A 23,094-nucleotide genomic window follows, 5' to 3' on the forward strand; every position below is an offset into this window, starting at 1 on the left:
AGTTTTATGTTAGTTGGAACTACCCAAAAGCAAATCATCACAACCACGTACCCGCAGGCTGTACAAGACATCCTTGGGTATTTAAACCGCATTGACCTCGATGCCTTAGATCTAGGTCGTCATGACATCCCTAATTTTGACAGTAAGCAAGCGTGGTTTGTTGTTCTGGAATATGAAAAAGAGCCGCTTGAAAACTTTCAGCCAGAGGTCCACAAGTACCACTCTGATTTGCAGATAGTATTACGTGGTTCAGAAACTATGGCGTGGTCTTTGGATTCAGGGCAGCACAAAAATGCAGACGCTTATAACGAGGTTCGTGATCTGCAATTTTACCAGTTTGATGGCATTCAATTGAATTTCATTGAGGCCAGCCCACACCAGTTTTATCTCTTCACGCCAAATGTGGTTCATGTAACCAATATTGAAAATGGTACTGGTGGTGTGGTGCGTAAACTCGTCGTCAAAATTCACAATGATTTGTTGGAAGCGAAATAATGAACTACTACATCGGAATTGATTCTGGCGGCACGTTTATGAAAGCCGCCCTCTTTGATGCAAAAGGGGTTCAGCATGGTTTGGCTCGTGTCTCTGCCAGTGTGATTAATGATAAACAAGGTTGGGTAGAGCGGGATCTCGACGCTCTTTGGGGCAATGCCGTAACGGTCATTAAGCAGCTTATTGAAACAACAGGAATCGACGCGACCACAATCAAAGGCGTCAGCATTTCAGCACAAGGTAAAGGGGTTTACCTACTGGATAAGCAAGGCGAAAACCTTGGTTACGGAATTATGTCTTCCGACTCTCGCTCATTGCCTATCGTAAAAGAATGGCTCGCTCAGGGCAAAGCACAAGCCATTTATCCCACCACCTTACAGACGTTGTGGACAGGGCATCCCGTATCGATTATCCGCTGGATAAAAGAGAATGACGCTAAGCGTTATGCCAACATCGGCGCCATCATGATGGCGCATGATTATTTGCGCTATCGCCTGACGGGAGAAGTGGGCGCGGAAATTACCAACATGTCGGAAAGTAATTTTTTTAACGCGATAACTGGCGAGTACGACAAAGCCTTACTGGAAACGTTTGGTATTGAAGAAGTCTGGGATGCGTTACCAACCATTGTTGGTTCCGATCAGCCTGCTGGAAAGATTACTCAAGATGTGGCGAGCGAAACGGGTTTAGCGGCCGGTACTCCCGTCTTTGGTGGGCTGTTTGATGTGGTTTCAACGGCGATTTGCTCTGGCATTAATTCAAACGAAGACACGCTCAACTACGTCATGGGCACGTGGTCTGTCACTTCAGGAATCACAAAACAGGTCACGCAACAGGACCATAACTTTGTTTATGGGCATTACGCCGTGGACGGTGAGTATATTGTCCATGAAGCGAGTCCCACTTCCGCAGGTAACTATGAGTGGTTTGCTGATTACCTTGGTGAAAATGGTGAATTGGACCATGCAGTGAATCAAAGCTTGGTGGCAGAGCTCGAGCCGGCAAGCAGCAGTGTTTTCTTTGTGCCTTTCTTATATGGCTCAAACCAAGGTTTAGGTTTGAAGTCTGGATTTTATGGTCTTCAGTCGCATCATACCAAAGGTCATCTGATTCAAGCCATTTGGGAGGGCATCTTATTTTGCCATAACCTTCATTTACAGCGCATGCGTGTTCGATTCCCGAATGCCAGCGTACTCAAAGTGACGGGCGGTCCAGCATCAAGCCCAATATGGATGCAGATGCTAGCTGACTTAACTGGGATGACGGTAGAAGTCTCCGATGTGGATGAAACGGGATCGTTGGGAGCAGCGATGGTGGCGATGGTCGGCTCTGGAGAATTTGCTTCGCTAGAAGCTTGTTGCCAATCACTCGGCGTTGCGTCATCACGAATTTCACCGAATAAAGACAATGTTGAACGCTACCAACGTAAGTACCAAAAGTATCAGCGTTTAGTACAACTATTTAAACAATTTGAGGATGAGTTCGATGTCTAAACCTTTATTACAAATGGCGCTAGACGCCACGGATATTGATACTGCGTTAGCCTCTGTAGAGCACGTTGCTAATCAACTGGATATTATCGAAGTCGGCACCATTTTGGCCTTTGCCCATGGTGTTGAGAGCGTCAGTATTCTCAGAAAAAAATACCCTGATCATATTATTGTTTGTGACATGAAAATTACCGATGCCAGTGCGATTTTGTCTCGACTGGCCATGGAAGCGGGGGCGAACTGGGTGACGGTTAGCGCTGCAGCACATATTGAAACGATCCGCGCAGCCAAAAAAGTGACGGACGAATTCAATGGTGAAGTGCAAATTGAGCTGTATGGTCACTGGACATTGGAAGATGCCAAAGCGTGGGTCGACATGGGTATTACCCAAGCCATTTACCACCGTTCGCGTGATGCCGAGTTGGCTGGGGTCAGTTGGACCGAAGCAGATTTAGAAAAAATGCATAAATTATCAGAGCTTGGAATTGAACTATCGATAACTGGTGGTATTGTTCCAGAGGATCTGCATTTGTTTAAACACCTTTCCGCTAAAGCATTTATCGCAGGTAGAGCATTAGCCGGAGAAAATGGTTGTGAGATTGCAGAGACTTTTCATTCCGAAATAGGCAAGCACTGGTAGAACACATATGAGTGAACAAATTAAATCGTTGTCGAAAGCTTTGACCGTACTGGAATTCTTGGGTGAGTACCCAAATGGGGTTTCATTGCAAAAAATATCTGAAGGGACGGGATTTAATAAATCATCTATCCATCGAATTTTAGCGACCTTTGAAGCCTCTGGCTATGTTGCTCAAATGTGTTCTGGTAAAGAGTATCGCTTGACGATGAAGCTCGTTCATCTCGGTCATGCGGCGATTAACTCGGATGTCACAGGGGTCGTGAAACCTTACCTTGCTGAGCTACTGACGGAGGTCAATGAAACGGTTAACTTCCTGTCTTTTGATGCAGATAACATCATTTTCAAAGATAAGTTTGAGCCAGCGGATGCGTCATTCCGAACGCGAACGTATGTGGGGTTGCATTCACCAATGTATTGCTCAGCCGCGGGTAAGTGTTATTTGGCATTTAGCTCTGATGCAGTACGAGAAGCCTATTGGCAGCGTAATGCCAGCACCATGAAGCCGCTGACAGAAAACACAATATTAGATCGAGGGTTATTCTTTGATGTCCTCGATGATATTAAAGCGCGCGGTTATGCCTTAGATGATGAAGAAAATGAGGCAGGTATTTCATGCGTTGCTGTACCTATTTTTGACAAGAATAAGTCTCCAGTCTATGCGGTGAGTGTGTCTTCGCTGACACCGAAGATGAAGGCGCTTGGCTATGAAGCGCTAGCGAAGAAAGTACAAACCATCACCGGCCGCATTGAACAACAACTTTACGAAAGGAACAAAGATGTTTGATTCAAAAAACAAATTCAGATTAGGTATTTATGAAAAAGCGATGCCGGCGTCACTGACGTGGGAGGAGCGTCTGTTACACGCCAAAGAGGCAGGGTTTGATTTCGTCGAAATCTCGGTGGATGAAACGGATGAGCGACGAGCGCGTCTCGATTGGTCCGACGAAGAGATTTATGCGCTGCGTCATCTGTGTGAAAAACACGGTTTGCCACTGCAATCCATGTGTTTGAGTGCGCACCGTAAGTTTCCTTTTGGTTCCATGGATGACGCCGTTCGCAATGAATCCTTAGTGATCATGGAGAAAGCGATCGCATTGGCTTATAAGCTGGGTATTCGCTGCATACAGATGGCGGGTTACGATGTGTACTATGAGCCGCAATCACAAGACACACACCTTCGTTTTATCGATGGGATGAAGCAAGCCACAAAAATGGCTGAGCGTGCTGGTATCATGTTGGGTGTGGAAATTATGGATACCCCCTACCTAAACTCGCTGAGTAAATTTGAAGTGCTGAAACGCGAAATTCCATCGCCTTACTTCATGGCTTATCCCGATGTTGGGAACATCACGGGCTGGAACTACGATGTGTGTACTGAGCTTAGACTGAGTCGGGATCATCTTGTGCAGGTTCATTTAAAAGATACGCTGCGTGTGTCTGAAACGTCAAAAGGGCAATTCCGCGATCTTGTGATTGGAGAAGGACAAGTGGATTTCCCTGCCATCTTTAAGACGCTGGCGGAAATAGAGTATAGCGCACCACTTGTGATCGAAATGTGGGCTCAAAATGACAACTGGTTCGAAGATATCAAGCAGGCGAAAGCGAAGTTGAAGACCCTTGCAAATGATGTGGGTTTTGAGTTGTAAGCCCTCTCCAATTTTTGACTAAACGGACGTGAACACATGACCATTTTAAGAACCGCTTTTTTTGAAGCCGATTTATCCGACGCACAAAAGCAAGACTTTTATCAGTATATGGAACAGGAAGTGGTGCCGATTATCCGTACCTTTCCAAATAACCAAGGAGTGATCCTCAACAAGCCAGAGGCGATTGAGGCAGAAGGGCTTCAGCAGCTATTGTTGATGATGCAGCATAGCTACGCTGATCAAGAGACAATGGATGCTGCGTTGGCATCGGAAGCTCGAGTTAAGAGCATGCATGCTACAAAAGCGATCATCGATAAGTACAATATCCGAGTTCACCACATTAACTTTGTGCGTGACTAGTTAGTACGGTGCCATATAAGAAAGCAGAAGGTTTCCTTCTGCTTTTTTTTTCTTCATGGCTGGCCTCCATCTAGTGATTTTACTAGGTCAATCCCTTTCGAGGTGCAGAATGTCTTCTTTAGCCAAAAGAGATTCAGCGTTGGTGTTATTGTCGTTGATTTTTTTCATTTGGGGACTGATCACGGTGGTCAGTAACTCTCTTATTCCACACTACAAAGCGGTATTCGCGTTGGATTATAAGACTGCGATGCTGTTTCCGATGGCGTTCTTCATCTCTCGTATCGCGGTATCGATTCCTACCTCGTTTGTGATGGCAAAAATAGGCTATAAAGCGACGTTACAATATTGTTTATTTTGGTGTTTTAGTGGCTGTTTAGTGATGGCCTATTTGGTTCAGTCTGAAGAATTACTGCTGACGTTAGTGGGTATTTTCATCATGGCATCGGGTATCTCCGCGATCCAAGTGGTGAGTTCTCCTTATGTGTCACTGTTGGCCTCACCGGAACAAAGTATCCGTCGTCAAAGCATTGCGACTGCTTCAAACTCTATCGGCACCGTACTTGGGCCGATTGCGTTAAGTGCAGTGATAATTGCTGCGAGTGGGATGGGGTACTTCAAAACAGCGGAACAGATTTCGATATTGTTTCTGTGCATTAGTTTGTTTTTTCTCATCTTGATCATTTATTTTCGAGTGATCGATTTACCTGATATTCAACCTAATGTTCGTCGCGGATTTTGGAAAGGGCTGGGGGCACTTATTAAGCAGGCTGACTTTGTGAAATTGGCTCTGGTTTTGCTCCTATATATTGGGGTCGAAGTGTGTTTTGGTACGTTTACTATTACCTATTTGGCCGATGAAAACTATGGTGATCTCGGACTCGTACGAGCTACGCAAATCATAGCAGGCTATTGGGCATTGATGTTTTTAGGGCGTTTAATGTTTGCCAAGTATGGTTCTCGAATCAATAGCCTACGTCTGTTCATCATCATGTGCAGTGTATCGATTATGATCTGTTTATTGGCAATACTAATCACGGATGTGTTTATTGGCTATGTGTTAATTTGTGTGGGGCTATGCAATTCAACCCTGTACCCGATCATTTATGCACGAGCTCTGAGCGCGGCAAAGCAATACAGCTCGCAAGGAGCGGCGATATTAATTATGTGTTCCATTGGGGGGGCGCTATTACCGCTTGCGCAAGCGACGATGGTGGATCTTGTGGGACTTAGAGTGAGTTATTGGCTGCCGGCAATCAGTTACTTATTAATGATAGGGCTGTTTGTTCAGACCGCTACCCAGGTAACCGCTCAGACAAAAACTTAAATAACAAAGACGCGTGTTTCGAAGGAATAAGCTGTCAGTGGCAAGTGCCGCCACTGATCACACTTAATGCGCATTGGGAGTGAAATTAAACCCAAGCTGAAGCGAGTAGTAACACCATGGCTGTCATCGCAACACCTGATTTTACAAAAAATAGAACTTCAGAAGCCAAAGATGAAGCTGGCATTTGAGCCGGTTGAGAAGCCGCGATGTCATGGGTAATAGTTGTAGTATTCATACGTTTATTCTCATTGATTGTGTGATCTATGGCGAATTATGAACCTAATTGTGACCACGGTCAATGTAAATTGTACTTTAATTACACAATGAGGTGGTGCGGAATAAACTTAGAATGGTGAAAAATAGGCAATATGATTACAGGAAAACAGAGCCTTCCCTTTATCGTATTGTGAATTCTTGGGGCGACAGAGGCTATTTATCCCTGTGCTTTATTGGCAGGAAAGAAGTCAATGATGTCGCCTTGCGCCACTAAATAACAGTCCATCCCTGCACGATTGGCAGCCTGACGTCCAATGGTTGTGTCTTCAAAAACCACACAGTCAGGAGCAGGCAGTGACAATTGCTGGGCGACTTTTTCAAAGGTGTCTGGATTAGGTTTATGGTTTTCCACGTCGTCAGAGGTGACGAGTACCTGGACCATGCTAAGAATATCTGTTGTGTCGAGTATTTCTTTGGCATGTTTATATTGCGCACCTGTACCAATGCCAATCGGTTTGTTTTTGTAATTTTCTTTCAGGATCTTGTAGATCTTCGGGATGATGTCACCCTTGTTCTCAATACCTTCAAATACGTTAACTTTATGCCGGGTAATGGCTTGAGCATCGAGATCAAGGGGGTAGCGTTTGAGGATTTCTAGTGTCACCTTGCGTGATGGCATTCCCCCGAGTTGATCGAGCCATTCCTTATCATAAGGAATATTGAACGCCCGGCAGGTCGACTCCCATGCGGTAGCGTGCGCGACCATGGAATTCACCAATGTGCCGTCTAGGTCAAAAATGATGCCTTGGTATTTGTCTAAATTCAGCATGAAAGTGCACCTTAATTCTGGTTATTGTTTGCTGCCTTGTTTAGCCATAGGCGAACCGTCGCCGAGAGTTTATTGAAAGGATATCGGCGACAAGGTATTGTCCCATGCCCGATTGAGAGGTCAATATTATTGGACTAGAAAGGTGTGTCGGTGTCAAAAAAAGCCGAGCAAATTACTCGGCTATGGTTACAGAGATCCAAACTGTTGTCTGACGTAGTTACATCAACCACTTCCACCAGATGAAAACAGCTAAGAAACCAAAGAGGTAAATTAGGCCTACCCAAGACAGTGCTTTAAGTTTAGGGCCCTGCTGTAAAGAGGCGGGAAGGGTGGCTCGTGAGACTAGGATGTAGTTCAACAGAGCAAAAATTGGCGTCGTTATAAACGCAAGAATCATGGCGAAATTGAGTAAAGGCATCAGTGCCGACGCAAAGAAGGCAATAATAGCAATCGCCGCGGTGGCGACCACAATCACCCACGCTTGAAAGTGCTTAGAATTGTCTTCTTGCTGCTTTTGTAGCAAACGTTGAGATTCCGCAATCGCTCGTGAATACCCATCAATGACCGTAATGGTACTGCCAAAAATACAAAAGAAAGCAATGACGGCAATTAAGTAGCGTGACCATTCGCCAATGGTAGAAGCATACATGCCCACAAGCTGATGAGAGAAGCCAACGCCGGATGCGGATAACGCCGTACCAGAACCATTAATCACTAGTGCGCCGAGTGCAAGGAAGACGATGGCGAGCGCTGCAGTAGCAATGTAACCGACATTAAAATCAAACAACGCGGACTCTGGTGTGACGGTTTGCTTTTTACACTGGCTTTTTAGCCACATTGACGTCAGGCTTGAAATTTCAATGGGAGCTGGCATCCAGCCCATGGTCACCACGATAAAGCCAATCGAGGCAATCGTCCAAGGTGAAGGCGCTTGATAATCCGCTGGCGCGACGCTGCCATTGGAAGCGGCGATACAAACCGCCGTCACGGTGGCAATCGTCAAGACGGCCATGATGACTTTCGAGAGGGTATCGAGCGCGCGATAGTGACCAGCAAATAAAATCGCTAAACAGGTCGCAAGCACAATGCCAGACAGGGCGACGATTGGCAGGTCAAAAGGTAAAAAATAACCCAGTAGACTGGCACTAAATAACAACAGTGCGGCGGTATTCACGACGCCAGAAATGACACTGAGTATGGTAAATACCCATAAGTAGCCACGACCTAACGTGGCATAGCCTTGGATTAAACTGCCACCCGTGCCCATGGTGTACTGAATGCTCGCTCGGAAAAAAGGGTATTTGAGAAGGTTAACCAGCAAGATGAGAGCGGCAAGTTGCCAGCCATAAATTGCCCCAGCTTTAGTTGAGGCAACAAGATGCGATCCCCCAACGGCAGCGGCCGCCATCATGATGCCAGGACCAAGTGAGCGGACCAATTGGGCGAAACCAGAGCGTCTCGGCTCAGGTGAAGAGAGGGTATTCTCCATAGAGTAAATTCCTTATCATTATTATCCATAAAGGGGCACAGCAAAGCGCGTTCAAAAATGTGTACACATCACGCTAAAATTATTTTGCCACCGTTGTTTTTCTACAGGTTTTACAGTGAGATGCAACGAATGGCGCTGGTTTTAAATTGAACAATTAGTGCTAGCTGCTGATTAGTGGATAGTATTTAGAGGATTGCACCAGGTTTGTTGCTATGGATTGGTTTTTTACGGCGTGGTTAGAGATAAAAAAGTGGAAAAAAAACGACGTAGATACATGGCTTTTAAAGCGTGGGATAGCTGGGTGAGGGTAATCGTTTAGATGCGCCTAATAGCTTAGGTGCGAGTAACCACTAGCTCAGTGTATCCGGTCTGAGGATCGTGCTCTCGAGTAAAACTAACTTGAGAATATTGATGGATGATGAGTTCAGCCGTGGTATCAACAAGGCTTCCTTCTTGTAAATGCCCACCCATCACTCGTCCCTGTGAGTCAGCGACAGAAATATGAATGTGTTGATGGTTAGGGGTCAGTGTGCCCATGAGAGACACAATCTCAAACGGTTGCTGCATCGACAGTGACTTGGTTGCTCCCGCAAGCCGAATATGAATGCTGTCTAAACAGCCGACACAAGACGCAATACTGCCGGCTTGAATCTGGTGCTGGCTTACCAGCGCTTGAATTTCACGCTTTAGATCTTGTCCCTTGGTCAAGCGTACGGCGATAACGGTATTATTACTATTATTACTATTAGCGTCGTGTTGTTTATTACCCATCGTCGTTGTCCTTAAATATCGTAAACCTCGTCATGGTCACCTTATCGCCGAGCTGAGCTGCAGACACAAAGGGCAAGTTGCGCTTGCCCTTCTCGCCCCCTTAAGCGTCAGCGGGTGAGCGACGTTTAATTTGTTGGATGACCAGCCCAATCACTATCAAGACTAAACCCACCAAGGTCGACGGATGAATTTCCTCGCCAATGACATAGGCCAGAAGCAGCAATGAAATAAACGGCGAGGCGAAAATAAGGTTACTGATACGAGCGGTGTTTTGTGTCAATTTCAGTGCGCTTAGCCACAGTACAAAGGTAATGCCCATCTCAAAAAGACCAACATAAGTGACCGCCAGCCAGCCTTGCGCGCTAATGCCGCCCCAAGATGCGCCTTCATACATGGCGACACCAAAGGCCAAAGGCAGCGCCACCAAAAAGCCAAGCAACACTCCAACCACAGGGTCGGCAGTATTTTTTGCATTTAGGATCCAATAACTGGCCCATAGCAACGTCGAAATGAGCGCCAGCCCCACACCTAGAGGGCTATCAAATTGCAGCCCCAGTACGTCGCCTTTTGTCGCAATGACAACCACACCAAAATAGCCAAGCAAGCAGGCAATCCAATCTTGACCACGGATTTTTTGTTTTAAGAATACGGCAGCCATTAAAGTCAGCGTGATCGCCCAACTGTAATTGATGGGCTGAGCTTGTGACGCTGGCAGCAGTTCGTAGGCCTTAAATAAAATCAGATAGTAGGCGAACGGATTGATAATGCCGAGTAAGACGTAATACCACGGGTTGGATAGGAAGGTAGTTTTGATTTGTTTTATCGAGCCCTGTACACCACACACCACCACGAGTGCAATCGCTGAAACCAGTGAGGCAACAAAGACCATTTGGGCCGGAGTGAACTCGGCCAGTGTCAGTTTAAATGCGGTGGCAACTGTCGACCAAAGGAGCACAGCAGACAGAGCAAAGAATAAAGCTTTTCGTTCGTTTAGCATGAGGGTGTGGTACGCGATTGAGTAAATAAAGTGCCAGCATCTTACCAGTGAATAGCGTTCTGAAAAGCAAGAGTTTGTGGATCTTGAAGGGGGTCACAATGAAATCAATGCCGGGAGGGGCGTTAGGTCAATTAAGGCGGTAGGTTTGTGATGGTGTTGACCAAATAAAAACAGCGTTGTGCGATTTTGAACAGTGAAACGCGCCATATCCACTAACGTTAGTAGGGCGTGATAGCGAAGGACATATTGGCGAGTTTCCGCTGGCAAAGACAGGCGGTTGAAGTCACGGCTGCCTGAACGATTAATCGCGCGTTGCACGCGTCCTTCTCCTGCATTGTAGGCGGCGAGCGTTAGGTTGATATCACCATCAAACTTTTGATAAAGAAAATTGAGGTACTTAAGCGCGGCGGTACTGCTGGCATCAATGTCGAAGCGTTCATCTTTTTGGGCATTGACGATGAGCCCAAATCGGGTGGCGGTGGCGGGAATGAGTTGCCATAGCCCCGCGGCATTGGCGGCGGACACGGCGTTAGGATTGTAGGACGACTCTAACATGGGCAGGAGTATGAGATTGTTTGGCAGCGAGTAATCAGCTAACTGTTTGAACAGCTGTTGTATCAGCGGGTTATAAGTATCGAGCTTGGCGAGGATAGGTGCTTGGTATGGCTGTAGCTTTTCAATATGCGGGGCGATGAGTTGGGGTGATATTATTGAATGGGACGAGGAAACTGCCCAACTTGAATGCAACACCGCACCCCAAAGGCTAAAGATAACAAAGGTCAATCTTCGCCTAGCGCGCATACTCCTCACACACTACTTTCTCTTCATACGTGATAGCGGGTTTGCCCATCAGTTGACCCAGAAGCTCATGAAACGCCGCCGAGCTTTGACCGTTCTCTTGATTGTAGCGCTGACACTGTTTAATGAGTGCTTCCAGTACCGACCACTGCTTTGCAACGTGTGTCTGCAATTTTATCGGTAAGGCTTTAGTCAGTGTTTTCACGCCAACCTCTGAGCTTGGCAGTTGTAATTGCTGCAGGCATAAGGTTCGTGATTTAGCGCCGTAGCTCAGTTTCTTGAGTACAGGAAGTTGTTGCTGAATATTGCGATTGAGCGCGTCACTATCGAGTTTCAGATACAGGGCTTTCTGGTGCTGCAGTAACGCAAGTAACTTTTGATAGAGCTTAATATCCTCAGTGATCGAAACCACAAAGTTTTGCACCAATTCACTTTTTGTGACGGTCATAACGTCATCCTTTTGCTGACACCGACGATAGATGTCGGTCGTATCCTATCGATAGTTTTATGCTTTGACAGGCTTATTCATGTCCGGTGTGAAAACGCATCACCGCTTGCGATAGCGCTTTAACATCCAATCCAAGCTCCCCATTGGCAAGGGCATTTCGCACTTGCTCAACTTTCGCCATATCGACATTCGGCAATGTGGATAGTTCAGCCTGCGCTTTATCTAAAGCGGCAGTATTGGCGTTAAATGTCGCGGCATCGTTAGCTTGTCGGGCCGGAGCAGCGGTTGCTGGCTTACTGTCTTGCTTCAGAAGCGTTTGTGGGACATGCCCGCCCGCTACTTTATCTATCTTCATCATTATTCTCCTGTCGCGTGTCTTCAACCATATAGAGCGACAGGCCTGAGGCTGGCATTAAATGGTTTGCGTTATTTTTTGTACCGTAGAATCGATGAGATTGACGATACTTAGAGTTAAAAACTGTTACCTTGAGTCCAGAATTTTTTCTGTCCTATCGCGCCAGAGAGAAAAGTCATAGAGTTTTTTGGGGGGGAATCTAAAATTGAGTATGCACTTGGTTTGAACCCGTCACAACGGCGCGAATAACTTTTTTTGAACGACTATTTTGTACGTCAATTTGCTCACCTTTTCCCCCCGTCTCCATTGCCACACCGCGTGTTTGGGCGCTGAATTTTCCGCTGCTGGCGATGATGAGCACTTCATTGCCTTTTTGCACTAAAGGAGGGGCGCTGACATAACGTGAATTCACCATTTGACCAGTTCGAAGTCGACGATTGACTTGTTGGCCAGTGGCCCGTTCTAGGGTGGCAATAAAGGGGGTGTCTCGAGTTAACTCACGTCGCTCAAGTTTGATGTCCGCTAGGGTAATTTCACTGTCGCGAGATAAGGCTTTCGCCGCGACAACGACAGGCAACGTTAATGTCGATCGCACCGTGGTGTTAATGCGCCATTCATTCACGCCATCTTGGCAAATGACACTGCGTTTTAGATGACCAATGGGCATGGACTGGTTATCACGTCCGTTAATCATGAGTGGTTGTTGGCAGCGCGGTAAGTGTTTTACTGACTCTGGAACGAAGGTCACGAGAGCGATGTCAAACGCGCCCCATTTTTGCTGCTTTGCCAGCAAGTTAAGCTCAGATTTGACGGATTGCTCTACGGTTTGGCGAATATCGTCGGCGCTCATTGTCGTCACTTGTTGTGACATCACGGCGCTAGAAAATATCATCCAAATAGCACTTCCTACTCGCTTCCCTATCATGACTACTGCTTCCGACAAACGGAAGGATGACTTCCCTTTGCTTTTTTATGTTGTTGTTTTTAAATGAAAATATTTATGGCACGTATATTGTAATCTATTCGCTGTACTTGGCGAATGGAAAAGGAATATGCGATGGCAATCAGCTTTGAAAATGCACTAGGTGTCCACCCTAACGCGCTCGATTTTAGAGTGCAACGTACCAAGGTCTTGGCAAGTAACTTAGCAAATGTCGATACCCCTGGATACCTCGCAAGAGATCTTAGCTTTAAGACTGTGATGGGGAAAATGACGCCTAATGGTGTGCAACCGCAAGTTCCCCAAATGATGGCAGAAGCGAAATATGCCATGCCTTACCAGAACAGCAAAGACGGTAATACCGTTGAGCTAGGTGTCGAGCAAGCCAAGTTCGCGCAAAACAACATGGATTTTCAAACTAGCCTGACGTTTCTCAATATGAAGCTAAGTGGGCTGGCGAAAGCAATTGAAGGACGTTAATCATGTCATTTACTGATATCTATTCAATCGCAGGGTCTGCGATGACGGCGCAAACGGTGCGCCTTAACACGGTCGCCAGTAACTTAGCCAATGCGGATGCCGTCTCTGCCAACCCGGATGACGCCTACAAGGCATTAAAGCCCGTGTTTGCTACGGTATATAACCAATCACAGCTGTCTGCCGACCAAGCGGTATACCCCAACGCTGAAGTCCGTATTGTCGATGTTGTACAAAGTCAGGCTCAAGCCGAGCAGCGATTTGAACCCAATAACCCGCTCGCCAATCAGGAAGGCTATGTCTACTACCCTGGAGTGGATGTGGTGACGGAAATGGCCGACATGATGTCGGCAACGCGCAGCTTTGAAACCAATGTGGAAGTGTTGGCGAATGTCAAAAGCATGCAGCAAGGGCTACTTCGCCTAGGAGAGGGACGTTAATGAGTATTGCACAATTTACGGCGTTAGACGCCGATGCGCCGCTGGCAACCCAAAGCAATGCAGGGATCTCGGCGAATCCGCAAGATATGAACAGCGCCAGTTCATTACAAAATGAATTCATCAGTTTAATGGTGGCGCAGATTCAAAATCAAGACCCACTGAATCCCCTTGATGGAACGGAATATGTCAGTCAATTGGCTCAGTTTTCTCAAGTACAAAGTACCGAAAACATGTCGACGTTAATGCAAAACAGCATGGTATTGCTCGACAACATGCAAGTGTTATCAACCGCAGGACTCGTGGGGCAAACCGTGTACGTCAACAGTGATGAATTTGAAATGGGTGAAGGGGTGCAGAGTGGCAAGATCGAGCTCGCTCACCCGTCGAATCAAGTGACATTGGTGGTGGAAGATGAATTCGGTCAAAAAACAAAGGTGCCATTAGGTGCTCACGCCGCCGGTGATGTTGATTTTTCTCTCGATCCTGAAAAGCATGGATTGAAGCCCGGAAATTATCGCGTATCGGTGGAAGTACAAGAAGGCCAAGCGGCACCGAATCTATTGCTTGCTGGTGAAGTTGAGCAAGTTCGAATTCCAAGTACCGGTGGTGCCGCACTCGTCAATATTACCGGTGTCGGCAGCGTACCTTTCTATCAAATCAGTCAGTTCGGTGCCTAGCGCCTAGCTATGTGTTAAATGCTAAGTGTTAAACGCTAAATATTAAACGCTAAGTGCAACTTGTAATTGAATATAACCATTAATTGAGCACCAACTAAAAAGACAAAGAAGAGGACATCATGAGCTTTGATATCGCACTCAGTGGCTTGGACGCCACCAACTCACAACTTAATACCATCAGTCATAACATTGCTAACGCGTCGACGTATGGTTTTAAAGAAGCAAGAACAGAATTTTCAGCGGTGTACAACGGTATGCAGGCAGGAGGTGTGGAAGTCGCCGCCATTTCGCAAAACTTTGATAAAAATGGTTCGGTATCAGGTACGGGTCGCTCAATGGATTTAGCGATTAACGGTAATGGCTTCTTTGTCACCAAAGACCATATGGGTCAGATGCTGTATACCCGCGCGGGTGTGTTTGGTACCGACAAAGACAATTACGTTGTCGGCAATACTGGCGCCAAGCTGCAAGGCTATAGCGTAGATGGCAATAATAACCTACTCACAGGCTCCGTTGGCGATGTCAAAATCAGTACGTCATCATTAGCAGCGCAAGCCACAGATAAATTAGATTTTGTCGCCAACTTTGATGCTAGCTCAGGTGTGATTGACCAAGCGGTGAATCCATTTGATGCCACGGATCCGAATTCTTTTAACTCTTCTTACACGACCAAAGTTCATGATTCGTTGGGTAATTCTCATACTGTGACGCAGTACTTTACCAAAACGGCGGACAACACATGGCAAGTGAATGTAGAGGTGGATGGTTCGGCAACGAACCCTGCGACGACGCAAAGCGTGACGTTCAATCCGGATGGCACATTAGCCTCACCAACCGGCAGTTTTAATGTGGCTTTCCCGGCAGCGGGCGCCAACAGTATGAGTGTGGACATCAGCTTAGCGGGCAGTACCCAGTTTGGCGCGGCGTTTGGCGTGAGCACCAATAGTCCTAATGGTTATACCTCCGGTGAATTAGCGGGTGTGCGCGTAGAAGACAACGGTATGGTTTTTGCGACTTACACCAATGGTCAATCTCAGCTGCAAGGTCAGGTGGTGCTCGCCAATTTCGCTAACCCACAAGGTCTAGCGAAAACCAATGGTACGGCATGGACGCAAAGTTATGGTTCTGGCGCACCTGTGATGGGGACACCGGGGACAGGCGTGTTGGGTGACTTAACGCCGGGCGCACTGGAAGGCTCGAATGTGGATTTGACCTCAGAATTGGTGAACTTGATGACCGCGCAGCGCAACTATCAAGCGAATGCCAAGACTATTTCGACCTCGGACAAGCTGACTCAAGCCCTGTTCAACGCAGTATAAGGAATCGAGCATGGACAGCTTATTGTTTACCGCCACCACAGGCGCCAGCCGGGTATTAAAAGCCCAGCACGTTCGTTCAAATAACTTATCGAATGCCGATACCACCGGCTTTCGCGCCGATATGGAGCGGGTACAAAGTGTGCCGTTGCAAGGCTCTGGTTTTGACGGTCGCACGATGGTCGTCACCAACTCCGCGGCGACGCGTTTTGATGCTGGCGATGTGGTGAAAACCGGTCGGGCATTGGATGTGGCTGTGATGGGGGATGGCTTTCTAACGGTACAAACCCCAGCAGGCGATGAAGCCTATACCCGCGCAGGCAACATTAAAGTTGATGAGTTGGGTGCGATGAGCATTAACGGTTTCGCGGTGATAGGCAATAACGGTCCTATGGTTTTACCTGATTACCAAAAAGTCGAAATCAGCGAACGAGGCCGCGTGTCGATTATCCCTCCCGGTGGCAATGCCGAAGTGGAAGTGGGGGAGCTGAAATTGGTTAAACCTGAACCGACTCAGCTGCAGAAAGAAAGCGACAGCCTATTGCACAGTAATACCGGTGCCCCATTTGCGGCAGACGCGACGGTCAATCTGGCGCCTGAGCACATTGAAGCGAGTAACGTTTCAGCAATCGATGAGTTACTCAGTGTGATGTCACTGACTCGTAACTTCGAAATGCAGATTCGCATGATGAAAACCGCAGAAACACTGGCACAAGCGGGCAATAAATTGATGAGTGCTCGTTAACGCGCACAATCGTTAACACGCACAATAAAGGAGCAACACAATGCATTCAGCACTCTGGATCAGTAAAACGGGCATGGCCGCGCAAGACACCAAGATGACGGCCATCTCGAATAACCTCGCCAACGTCAATACGGTCGGTTTTAAGCGCGATCGCGTGGTCTTTGAAGATCTGTTTTATAGCATTCAGCGTCAACCGGGCGCCCAAGTGGATCAAGTTAACCAACTGCCAACCGGGGTGCAGTTAGGTAGCGGTGTACGCGTAGTGGGGACACAAAAAGTGTTCACTCAAGGTAGTGCACAAAATACCGGACAAGAGTTGGACCTCGCCGTGATGGGGCAAGGTTTTTTTCAAATAGAAAACTCCGATGGGCAAATCATGTATACCCGTAACGGCCAGTTCCATGTCAACTCAGAAGGCTTGATGGTGAACAGTCAGGGGTTGCCACTGGAGCCTCAAGTGCAGCTGCCAGATAACGCCTTAAGTTTGTCTGTTGGGGTGGATGGGACCGTCACGGCCACAACCGCAGGCAGCACGGTACCGCAAAATCTTGGCCAGATTTCATTGGCAAAATTCATTAACCCTGCAGGCTTAGAAGCGGTCGGCGGCAACTTGTTTAAAGAAACCGAGGCCAGCGGTCAGGCCGAAGAGTTGATTCCTGGCGAAGATGGCGCCGGCAGTATTAAACAAGGCGCGCTAGAAGGCTCTAACGTGCAGGTGGTCGAAGAGATGGTCGATATGATCACCACTCAACGCGCTTATGAGATGAATGCCAAGGTGGTGTCTGCCGCTGATGACATGCTCAAGTTTGTCGCTCAAGCCATTTAAGCAGTCGCGACACGCGTAAGGATTTTTGACATGACATGGCGTTCAATATTGATCACTGCAATGCTATTGCTCGGCGTAACCGGATGCTCTGTCCGTCAAGAGTTCGTGCCGCCAGAGCCCGACGAGCAAAAGTATGCTCCGCCAGAGCTGAATTACGATTTACCTGAAGCTGCTGGTGGCAGCCTGTATCGCCACCGCTATAACTTAACCTTGTTTCAAGACCGCCGAGCCTATCGTGTTGGTGACATGCTGACCATCTTGCTCGCGGAAGAAACGCAATCCAGTAAGAAAGCCGATACCAAATTTGGCAAATCGTCGAGTGTGAATTTTGGAGCGGCGACGATTGGCGGTAAAACGCTGGATGAAACCGCGGTTGGTCTCAATGGCGACCGTAATTTTGATGGCTCTGCCGCCAGTTCGCAGGGCAACAGTTTGGAAGGCGCGATCACGGTCACCGTGCATGAAGTGTTGCCTAATGGCGTATTGCGAGTCAGTGGAGAGAAATGGATTCGCCTTAATCAAGGGGACGAATTTATTCGTGTGACAGGGATCGTACGCATTGATGATGTCGATCGTTACAACCAAGTCTTTTCCCATCGTATTGGTGATGCTCGTATCACTTACTCAGGACGTGGCGCATTGGCTGACAGTAACTCAGCTGGGTGGTTAACGCAGTTCTTTACCAGCCCATGGATACCTTTTTAATGAATCGACAACAAATAATGCTCACCACACTATTTTTGGTGTTGACGCTTGGCTTGGTCACGACAACAAAAGCAGAGACGCCGATTCCAATCATGGACTTGGTGGATGTTCAGGGCATCCGCAACAACCAGTTGGTGGGCTATGGTTTAGTGGTGGGGTTAGACGGTCAGGGTGACCGTAACCAAGTGAAATTTACCGCTCAGTCCATCATGAACATGTTGCGTCAATTTGGCGTACAAATTGATGATGCCGATAACCCCAAACTGCGTAATGTGGCGTCGGTCAGTGTCACGGCGATGGTCGATCCCATGGCTGGCCCGGGGCAAGCCTTAGATATTGTCGTGTCTTCTATTGGTGATGCGAAAAGCCTGCGAGGCGGCACGCTTTTACTTACGCCATTACGAGGCGTCGATGGCGAAGTATACGCGGTCGCACAAGGTAACTTGGTGATTGGTGGTGTGTCGGCAGAGGGTCGAAGTGGTTCGAAAATTGCTGTGAATACCCCCACCTCGGGACGCATTCCTAATGGCGCCATACTGGAGCGAGAAATCCCATCAGACTTTAATAGCCGCGATCAAGTCACCCTGCATTTACGCAAAGCCAGTTTTACCACCGCGAAAAATATCGCCCGTGAAATTAACGCCACCTTTGGGCCCGATGTCGCCATTGCGGTCAATAAAGCCCGTGTAGATATGCGTGCCCCGCAAGATACTCAGCAGCGAGTCACGATGATGTCGATGTTAGAAGAAATGAGTGTGGTCGAAGGGCGTAAGCCTGCGCGTATCGTCTTTAACTCTCGTTCTGGCACGGTGGTGATTGGCAAGAATGTCAAAGTCAGCGAAGCGGCGGTGAGCCATGGCAATCTGACGGTGACTATTTCCGAATCACAGCGGGTAAGTCAGCCTAATGCCTTCGCCGATGGCGACACGGTGGTGGTCGACCAATCCAAAATTGATATTAGTGAAGACCAAGCGCAAATGGTGATTTGGCCGCCTGGCACTGAGCTCAATACCATTGTCAATGCCGTGAATAGCCTTGGTGCCACTCCAACGGATTTAATGTCTATTTTACAGGCGCTGCATGAAGCGGGTGCGCTTAACGCCGAACTTGTCGTGATTTAGGAGAACAGTATGAAGATAGATGCGCCGAATTCGACGGTGAGTAACCAAGTGCTGTACCACGACAACGCAGCACTGGCGAACATTAAGCATAGCCAAGATTCTCAAACGGCACTCAAAGAAGTCGCTGGGCAGTTTGAGGCGATGTTCTTGCAAATGGTGCTGAGACAAATGCGCAGCAGCAGTGATGTGCTGGCCGATGAAGACAGCCCGTTTTCATCGCAGCAACAAGGGGTATTTCGAGATATGCACGATGGCCAGTTGTCCATTGAACTCGCTCGAAAGCAGCATTCTGGTATTGCCGATATGCTGGTTAAGCAGCTCAGCCCCTCTCATGCTGAAGTGCAGTTTGATACCAATAGTGCATTGGCGATGGCGTCTGCGAATGATTTGGAAGCAAGCTCACAAGCCAAGTTAATGGCGAGTAATAAAGTACCCTCGGAGGTTAATGCATCACCTGCCAAGGTCGCCTTTAGTCTGCAATCCCCGCAAGAGTCTGCCACCACAATGGCATTCTCCCAGCCTCTCATGAGAACAATGGAGCGTGAGCTATTATGAATCTCGTCAATATTGCGTTATCTGGCATGAATGCCAATCGCGTTGCGCTCGATGTGACGGCGCAAAATGTGGCCAATATTAATACCCCTGGCTACAGCCGTCAGCAGGCTATGATGGCGTCCATTGCTGGGGGCAAGTACAACGCGACTAGCCCGGGTATGGGGGTCGAGGTCACTAGCATTCGTCGTGTTACCGATCAATATTTAGTGTCGCAAACGTGGTCAACAAGCAGTGCTGCTAATTATTCCGCCAGCTACATGAGTAGCATGAGCCAGCTCGAAAACATGCTCGGCGCGGATGGTTTTAGTTTGAACCAAGGATTGGACTCTCTGTTTGCCTCACTGAATGATGCGACATCAAAGCCAGAGTCTACACCGCTCAGGCAACAAATTATTAATGAATCTGAAGCATTGGCGCGTCGGTTTAATACCCTGACAGAGTCTTTGCACAATCAACATAAAGATACGCACGAGCAGAGAAATGCCGCGATTTCTCATGCCAACAGTCTCATGGCCAATATCGCGGAAGTGAACAAACAGATTGTTGAGACCAACGGTACGGGCGGCAATCCCGCTCAGCTTATGGATACTCGCGATAACCTCATTGGTTCGCTGTCGGAAGTGATGGCAGTAAAAACCACCAATCAACCCGATGGCAGTGTGCAGGTATCACTCGCGTCTGGGCAGCCTCTCGTATTAGGCGGTGATGCTGGTTCAATTACTGCGATTCCCGATGCCAGTGACCCGTATTTGGCTCAGCTGCATATAGAGTTTGGGCAACAGACCTTTGCCACTAATGGTGATATTGGCGGTAAGTTAGGCGCATTGCATGAATACCAAGTCGACGTACTCAAACCTAATCAAGACGCTTTGAATGACATGGCGATGCATCTCGCCGATGAGTTTAATGCCACACTGTCAGCGGGGTTAGATCTTAATGGTAATGCAGGTAAGCCTTTGTTTACCTATGATCCGGCCAACCCTGCGGCCAGCCTTTCTATTAGTGATATTAAAGCCGATGAACTGGCTTTGTCGGGCGATGGTAATCCGGGTAACAGCGATAATTTAACCGATCTTATTGCCATCAGTAATAAGCCAGTAGCGGTGTCGGGGTTTGGGTCGTTATCACTCAATGATGCTTTTACCGCCATGATTGGTGAAACGGCGATTAAAGCCCGCCAAGCCGAGTCTGATTATCAGGCGAAAAACGCTATGAATGAACAAGCTGTTGCAGCGCGCGATAATGTGAGCGCGGTGAGTAGCGATGAAGAAGCGGCAAACCTGATGACGTTTGCCAATGCTCATAATGCCAACATGAAAGTGATCAGCACGGCGAATCAATTGTTTGATTCCGTGCTGCAACTGTTTTAAGGAGCCATGATGAGAATCAGTGATACCCAATTTAGCCAAATGATGCTGCAAAGCTTGCAGTTAAATAATGCCGGTTTAGGCAAAGTGATGCAGCAAATGGCAACGGGGGATAGGCTCACCAAGCTATCGGATGATCCCATGGCGTCGATTAAGCTACTCAACTTAGAGCGAGAAGGCAGCGCGATCAATCAATATCATCGCAATATCGCCAATGTGAAAACGACGTTATCGAGTCAGGAAATTCAGCTCGACTCGGTCACCGATAGCTTACAGAGTATGCGCGAGTTGGTGTTGTGGGGCGCCAATGGCACGTTAACCGACGAAGACCGTGCTGGCATGATCACTGAGCTGGAAAGTTTGCGAGATTCGGTAGAGTCATCCTTTAATGCTCAAGATGAAGAAGGGCACTTTTTATTTTCTGGCACCAAAACGGATATGCCTGCAATTTCTAACTCAGGTGCGGGTTACACGATTGATGGTAATAGCGATAAACGGGTTGTGACGGTTGCCAAGGGCGTGACCATGACATCTAACATGACCGCCAAAGATATTCTCGATCTTGGTGGCGGCAGTAATGTGCTTAACCAAATCGATGCGTTAATTGTCGAATTTAAGAACCCGAGTCCAAATTTTCGAACCGAAGTTGATGCCAGCCTTGCGGCGATCGATGATACCTTAGGTAGCGTATTAGGGGCGATGACTGAAATCGGTGGACGTCATAATAACCTTGATTTACTCGATGGCGCACACAGTGAAAATCAACTCTTTGTTGATAAGGTCACCAGTGATATTTCAGCATTGGATTATGGTGAAGCATCGGTACGTCTGAGTAATTATATGGCGGCATTGCAAGCCACGCAGGCCAGCTACGTGAAAATTAATGACCTGTCATTGTTTGATCGAATTTAACGCATTTAGAGTCAAGTAGGGAACGTAATATGGCAGTAAGTACCGTGGAAGTAAGACCGCATAGTATTAAGTTAAGCGGGCAGGAAACCACTAATATTGCGCCATCTCAAGCCTCGGAACCCAGCTCATCGCTGTCTAAACGTTACCTAACGCCTCAAGCGAATATGACGCCTACGTCCTATTCGCTTTCTGGTATTTTGCTCACGCAAGGCCAGCAACAGGCAACATCGGTACAAATCGCTGATAAAGCGCTGCAGAGTGTGGGGAAAGAGCTGACTCAGATAAAGCGCACGTTAACTCAGGCGCTTAACCAAGGGGTGTCTCCCGCTCTGACCAATGTACTATCTCGGTCAAAACACAATATTGAATCAGCGCTCGATCAGGCGCGCTTTGATGATAAGCGTGTCGTGGATAATGAGCTTAAGCTGAAATTAAACAGTGCCGATGTCAGGCACTTTTCTATTCCTGGCTTAAACGTCAACAGAATGAGTGAGCGCGGTGAGCAAGTGCGTCTTGATTTTCCTGGTCACGGCACGGTTATCATGCAGTTTGATGGACAATCTCAGGCTCAAGGTGATCGCACCGTCAAGCAATTGGATCGAAATTTGATTCCAATGGGCATGCGAGCAAGCCTTGCTCATGATGGTAATATCGTGTTTCAAGCACAAGAGTCCGCCTATCTTGCGATGCAGCAACAAGTTAACGTTACCGGACAGGGACATCGCTTCCCCGCAGGTCAAGCGAACACGTTTACCGTAAAAGCAGAGCCAGATGGTATCGCTGAACTGCGTTTTGACTTGGGTTCTCGCGAGGGTATTAAGCAGTCTATTGCCGCCGTGAACCAGCACCTTCAACAAGCTCAATCTAGCCTGAGAGAGAGCAAACACTTCCAATCTCAACTGAACTCGCAAATGTCACGACTTCAGAGTCAATCTAACCTTCCTTCAGCCAATCAGGTGAGTGGTTCCTTGGCGCAATTTAGCCAGCAATCCCATGATTTCACCAGCACATTCCAAGCGCTTAATGCCCAAGCTAACGTGCGTCGCCACACAGTTGTGGCGTTGTTGAAGTAGTGCCTTAACGAAGCGGTTCTGCTCTTTATCCTAATAACGCCAGCATCAATATAAAAACAGCTTACCCATTGTAATGAGTAAG

At 47.6% G+C, this 23,094-nt stretch carries 28 protein-coding genes; 19 read left to right on the top strand and 9 right to left on the bottom strand.

Features of this window, described 5'->3' with window-relative positions; translation table 11 throughout:
• Positions 1 to 6 precede the first annotated feature (6 nt).
• From MD535_RS11415 to MD535_RS11445, 7 genes are all read left to right on the top strand, one after another.
• A complete protein-coding gene (locus MD535_RS11415) occupies positions 7 to 495 on the top strand; it encodes a YhcH/YjgK/YiaL family protein (RefSeq protein WP_265675157.1) in 489 nt (162 codons plus the stop codon).
• On the top strand, positions 495 to 1,988 hold the full coding sequence (locus MD535_RS11420) for an FGGY-family carbohydrate kinase (RefSeq protein ID WP_265675158.1): 1,494 nt from the start codon (positions 495 to 497) through the stop codon (positions 1,986 to 1,988). The genes MD535_RS11415 and MD535_RS11420 overlap by 1 nt, the downstream gene beginning before the upstream one ends.
• Positions 1,981 to 2,625, top strand: coding sequence for a 3-keto-L-gulonate-6-phosphate decarboxylase UlaD (locus MD535_RS11425; RefSeq protein ID WP_265675159.1), 645 nt, complete (start codon positions 1,981 to 1,983; stop codon positions 2,623 to 2,625). The genes MD535_RS11420 and MD535_RS11425 overlap by 8 nt, the downstream gene beginning before the upstream one ends.
• Before the next feature lie 7 nt (positions 2,626 to 2,632).
• The gene (locus tag MD535_RS11430; RefSeq protein WP_265675160.1) at positions 2,633 to 3,409 is read left to right on the top strand and encodes an IclR family transcriptional regulator; all 777 of its coding nucleotides are present in this window, start codon (positions 2,633 to 2,635) and stop codon (positions 3,407 to 3,409) included.
• On the top strand, positions 3,402 to 4,271 hold the full coding sequence (locus tag MD535_RS11435; protein ID WP_265675161.1) for an L-ribulose-5-phosphate 3-epimerase: 870 nt from the start codon (positions 3,402 to 3,404) through the stop codon (positions 4,269 to 4,271). The genes MD535_RS11430 and MD535_RS11435 overlap by 8 nt, the downstream gene beginning before the upstream one ends.
• 36 nt (positions 4,272 to 4,307) lie before the next feature.
• Positions 4,308 to 4,631: a hypothetical protein gene (locus MD535_RS11440; RefSeq protein ID WP_265675162.1), complete on the top strand. Its 324-nt coding sequence runs from the start codon at positions 4,308 to 4,310 to the stop codon at positions 4,629 to 4,631.
• Positions 4,632 to 4,740: 109 nt separating this feature from the next.
• Positions 4,741 to 5,955, top strand: a complete 1,215-nt coding sequence (locus MD535_RS11445) for an MFS transporter (protein WP_265675163.1) — start codon at positions 4,741 to 4,743, stop codon at positions 5,953 to 5,955.
• An 85-nt stretch (positions 5,956 to 6,040) separates the two neighbouring features.
• Here the strand turns inward: MD535_RS11445 and MD535_RS11450 are convergent, their stop codons facing one another.
• From MD535_RS11450 to flgA, 9 genes are all read right to left on the bottom strand, one after another.
• Entirely contained in the window at positions 6,041 to 6,190 is a 150-nt protein-coding gene (locus MD535_RS11450; RefSeq protein ID WP_265675164.1) for a hypothetical protein, read from the bottom strand.
• A gap of 198 nt (positions 6,191 to 6,388) precedes the next feature.
• Positions 6,389 to 7,000: a beta-phosphoglucomutase family hydrolase gene (locus MD535_RS11455; RefSeq protein WP_265675165.1), complete on the bottom strand. Its 612-nt coding sequence runs from the start codon at positions 6,998 to 7,000 to the stop codon at positions 6,389 to 6,391.
• A gap of 217 nt (positions 7,001 to 7,217) precedes the next feature.
• Positions 7,218 to 8,489 carry an NRAMP family divalent metal transporter gene (locus MD535_RS11460; RefSeq protein WP_265675166.1) on the bottom strand — a complete coding sequence of 424 codons (1,272 nt, stop codon included), beginning with the start codon at positions 8,487 to 8,489 and terminating at the stop codon, positions 7,218 to 7,220.
• A gap of 333 nt (positions 8,490 to 8,822) precedes the next feature.
• On the bottom strand, positions 8,823 to 9,260 hold the full coding sequence (locus tag MD535_RS11465) for a PPC domain-containing DNA-binding protein (RefSeq protein WP_265675167.1): 438 nt from the start codon (positions 9,258 to 9,260) through the stop codon (positions 8,823 to 8,825).
• Between the two features lie 100 nt (positions 9,261 to 9,360).
• On the bottom strand, positions 9,361 to 10,257 hold the full coding sequence (locus MD535_RS11470) for a DMT family transporter (RefSeq protein WP_265675168.1): 897 nt from the start codon (positions 10,255 to 10,257) through the stop codon (positions 9,361 to 9,363).
• A gap of 93 nt (positions 10,258 to 10,350) precedes the next feature.
• Positions 10,351 to 11,040, bottom strand: a complete 690-nt coding sequence (locus MD535_RS11475; RefSeq protein ID WP_279348265.1) for a lytic transglycosylase domain-containing protein — start codon at positions 11,038 to 11,040, stop codon at positions 10,351 to 10,353.
• A 7-nt stretch (positions 11,041 to 11,047) separates the two neighbouring features.
• Positions 11,048 to 11,503 carry a flagellar export chaperone FlgN gene (gene flgN / locus MD535_RS11480; RefSeq protein ID WP_250618828.1) on the bottom strand — a complete coding sequence of 152 codons (456 nt, stop codon included), beginning with the start codon at positions 11,501 to 11,503 and terminating at the stop codon, positions 11,048 to 11,050.
• 73 nt (positions 11,504 to 11,576) lie between these two features.
• Positions 11,577 to 11,858 (bottom strand): flagellar biosynthesis anti-sigma factor FlgM, encoded by a 282-nt coding sequence (gene flgM, locus MD535_RS11485; RefSeq protein ID WP_250618882.1) that lies wholly within the window; start codon positions 11,856 to 11,858, stop codon positions 11,577 to 11,579.
• Between the two features lie 199 nt (positions 11,859 to 12,057).
• Positions 12,058 to 12,783 (bottom strand): flagellar basal body P-ring formation chaperone FlgA, encoded by a 726-nt coding sequence (gene flgA, locus MD535_RS11490; RefSeq protein WP_250618827.1) that lies wholly within the window; start codon positions 12,781 to 12,783, stop codon positions 12,058 to 12,060.
• 132 nt (positions 12,784 to 12,915) lie between these two features.
• On the opposite strand from flgA, the gene flgB reads away from it, so the two are divergent.
• From flgB to MD535_RS11550, 12 genes are all read left to right on the top strand, one after another.
• On the top strand, positions 12,916 to 13,278 hold the full coding sequence (flgB, locus tag MD535_RS11495) for a flagellar basal body rod protein FlgB (protein ID WP_250618826.1): 363 nt from the start codon (positions 12,916 to 12,918) through the stop codon (positions 13,276 to 13,278).
• Positions 13,279 to 13,280: 2 nt separating this feature from the next.
• On the top strand, positions 13,281 to 13,715 hold the full coding sequence (gene flgC / locus MD535_RS11500; RefSeq protein WP_265675169.1) for a flagellar basal body rod protein FlgC: 435 nt from the start codon (positions 13,281 to 13,283) through the stop codon (positions 13,713 to 13,715).
• Positions 13,715 to 14,392: a flagellar hook assembly protein FlgD gene (flgD, locus tag MD535_RS11505; protein WP_250618824.1), complete on the top strand. Its 678-nt coding sequence runs from the start codon at positions 13,715 to 13,717 to the stop codon at positions 14,390 to 14,392. The genes flgC and flgD overlap by 1 nt, the downstream gene beginning before the upstream one ends.
• A 119-nt stretch (positions 14,393 to 14,511) precedes the next feature.
• The gene (flgE, locus tag MD535_RS11510) at positions 14,512 to 15,711 is read left to right on the top strand and encodes a flagellar hook protein FlgE (protein ID WP_250618823.1); all 1,200 of its coding nucleotides are present in this window, start codon (positions 14,512 to 14,514) and stop codon (positions 15,709 to 15,711) included.
• 10 nt (positions 15,712 to 15,721) lie between these two features.
• On the top strand, positions 15,722 to 16,453 hold the full coding sequence (locus tag MD535_RS11515; RefSeq protein ID WP_265675170.1) for a flagellar basal body rod protein FlgF: 732 nt from the start codon (positions 15,722 to 15,724) through the stop codon (positions 16,451 to 16,453).
• 40 nt (positions 16,454 to 16,493) lie between these two features.
• Positions 16,494 to 17,279, top strand: a complete 786-nt coding sequence (gene flgG, locus MD535_RS11520) for a flagellar basal-body rod protein FlgG (RefSeq protein WP_265675171.1) — start codon at positions 16,494 to 16,496, stop codon at positions 17,277 to 17,279.
• A 30-nt stretch (positions 17,280 to 17,309) separates the two neighbouring features.
• Complete coding sequence (flgH, locus tag MD535_RS11525) at positions 17,310 to 17,984, top strand: flagellar basal body L-ring protein FlgH (protein WP_265675172.1); 675 nt, start codon at positions 17,310 to 17,312, stop codon at positions 17,982 to 17,984.
• 17 nt (positions 17,985 to 18,001) lie between these two features.
• Positions 18,002 to 19,105 carry a flagellar basal body P-ring protein FlgI gene (locus MD535_RS11530; RefSeq protein ID WP_390902925.1) on the top strand — a complete coding sequence of 368 codons (1,104 nt, stop codon included), beginning with the start codon at positions 18,002 to 18,004 and terminating at the stop codon, positions 19,103 to 19,105.
• Positions 19,106 to 19,114: 9 nt separating this feature from the next.
• Positions 19,115 to 19,660 (top strand): rod-binding protein, encoded by a 546-nt coding sequence (locus tag MD535_RS11535; RefSeq protein WP_265675174.1) that lies wholly within the window; start codon positions 19,115 to 19,117, stop codon positions 19,658 to 19,660.
• A complete protein-coding gene (gene flgK / locus MD535_RS11540) occupies positions 19,657 to 21,030 on the top strand; it encodes a flagellar hook-associated protein FlgK (RefSeq protein ID WP_265675175.1) in 1,374 nt (457 codons plus the stop codon). The genes MD535_RS11535 and flgK overlap by 4 nt, the downstream gene beginning before the upstream one ends.
• A 9-nt stretch (positions 21,031 to 21,039) precedes the next feature.
• Positions 21,040 to 21,939, top strand: coding sequence for a flagellar hook-associated protein FlgL (gene flgL / locus MD535_RS11545; protein ID WP_265675220.1), 900 nt, complete (start codon positions 21,040 to 21,042; stop codon positions 21,937 to 21,939).
• Between the two features lie 29 nt (positions 21,940 to 21,968).
• A complete protein-coding gene (locus MD535_RS11550; RefSeq protein ID WP_265675176.1) occupies positions 21,969 to 23,012 on the top strand; it encodes an MlaD/PqiB family protein in 1,044 nt (347 codons plus the stop codon).
• Positions 23,013 to 23,094 lie beyond the last annotated feature (82 nt).

The sequence above is a fragment of the Vibrio qingdaonensis genome (assembly GCF_026191675.1).
Lineage (GTDB): Bacteria > Pseudomonadota > Gammaproteobacteria > Enterobacterales > Vibrionaceae > Vibrio > Vibrio qingdaonensis.

Bases quoted from the DNA above. Each gene is read 5' to 3' on its own strand.
- MD535_RS11415 (WP_265675157.1), top strand. From the start codon at position 7: ATGTTAGTTGGAACTACCCAAAAGCAAATCATCACAACCACGTACCCG.
- MD535_RS11420 (WP_265675158.1), top strand. From the start codon at position 495: ATGAACTACTACATCGGAATTGATTCTGGCGGCACGTTTATGAAAGCC.
- MD535_RS11425 (WP_265675159.1), top strand. From the start codon at position 1,981: ATGTCTAAACCTTTATTACAAATGGCGCTAGACGCCACGGATATTGAT.
- MD535_RS11430 (WP_265675160.1), top strand. From the start codon at position 2,633: ATGAGTGAACAAATTAAATCGTTGTCGAAAGCTTTGACCGTACTGGAA.
- MD535_RS11435 (WP_265675161.1), top strand. From the start codon at position 3,402: ATGTTTGATTCAAAAAACAAATTCAGATTAGGTATTTATGAAAAAGCG.
- MD535_RS11440 (WP_265675162.1), top strand. From the start codon at position 4,308: ATGACCATTTTAAGAACCGCTTTTTTTGAAGCCGATTTATCCGACGCA.
- MD535_RS11445 (WP_265675163.1), top strand. From the start codon at position 4,741: ATGTCTTCTTTAGCCAAAAGAGATTCAGCGTTGGTGTTATTGTCGTTG.
- MD535_RS11450 (WP_265675164.1), bottom strand. From the start codon at position 6,190: ATGAATACTACAACTATTACCCATGACATCGCGGCTTCTCAACCGGCT.
- MD535_RS11455 (WP_265675165.1), bottom strand. From the start codon at position 7,000: ATGCTGAATTTAGACAAATACCAAGGCATCATTTTTGACCTAGACGGC.
- MD535_RS11460 (WP_265675166.1), bottom strand. From the start codon at position 8,489: ATGGAGAATACCCTCTCTTCACCTGAGCCGAGACGCTCTGGTTTCGCC.
- MD535_RS11465 (WP_265675167.1), bottom strand. From the start codon at position 9,260: ATGGGTAATAAACAACACGACGCTAATAGTAATAATAGTAATAATACC.
- MD535_RS11470 (WP_265675168.1), bottom strand. From the start codon at position 10,257: ATGCTAAACGAACGAAAAGCTTTATTCTTTGCTCTGTCTGCTGTGCTC.
- flgN (WP_250618828.1), bottom strand. From the start codon at position 11,503: ATGACCGTCACAAAAAGTGAATTGGTGCAAAACTTTGTGGTTTCGATC.
- flgM (WP_250618882.1), bottom strand. From the start codon at position 11,858: ATGAAGATAGATAAAGTAGCGGGCGGGCATGTCCCACAAACGCTTCTG.
- flgA (WP_250618827.1), bottom strand. From the start codon at position 12,783: ATGATAGGGAAGCGAGTAGGAAGTGCTATTTGGATGATATTTTCTAGC.
- flgB (WP_250618826.1), top strand. From the start codon at position 12,916: ATGGCAATCAGCTTTGAAAATGCACTAGGTGTCCACCCTAACGCGCTC.
- flgC (WP_265675169.1), top strand. From the start codon at position 13,281: ATGTCATTTACTGATATCTATTCAATCGCAGGGTCTGCGATGACGGCG.
- flgD (WP_250618824.1), top strand. From the start codon at position 13,715: ATGAGTATTGCACAATTTACGGCGTTAGACGCCGATGCGCCGCTGGCA.
- flgE (WP_250618823.1), top strand. From the start codon at position 14,512: ATGAGCTTTGATATCGCACTCAGTGGCTTGGACGCCACCAACTCACAA.
- MD535_RS11515 (WP_265675170.1), top strand. From the start codon at position 15,722: ATGGACAGCTTATTGTTTACCGCCACCACAGGCGCCAGCCGGGTATTA.
- flgG (WP_265675171.1), top strand. From the start codon at position 16,494: ATGCATTCAGCACTCTGGATCAGTAAAACGGGCATGGCCGCGCAAGAC.
- flgH (WP_265675172.1), top strand. From the start codon at position 17,310: ATGACATGGCGTTCAATATTGATCACTGCAATGCTATTGCTCGGCGTA.
- MD535_RS11530 (WP_390902925.1), top strand. From the start codon at position 18,002: ATGCTCACCACACTATTTTTGGTGTTGACGCTTGGCTTGGTCACGACA.
- MD535_RS11535 (WP_265675174.1), top strand. From the start codon at position 19,115: ATGAAGATAGATGCGCCGAATTCGACGGTGAGTAACCAAGTGCTGTAC.
- flgK (WP_265675175.1), top strand. From the start codon at position 19,657: ATGAATCTCGTCAATATTGCGTTATCTGGCATGAATGCCAATCGCGTT.
- flgL (WP_265675220.1), top strand. From the start codon at position 21,040: ATGAGAATCAGTGATACCCAATTTAGCCAAATGATGCTGCAAAGCTTG.
- MD535_RS11550 (WP_265675176.1), top strand. From the start codon at position 21,969: ATGGCAGTAAGTACCGTGGAAGTAAGACCGCATAGTATTAAGTTAAGC.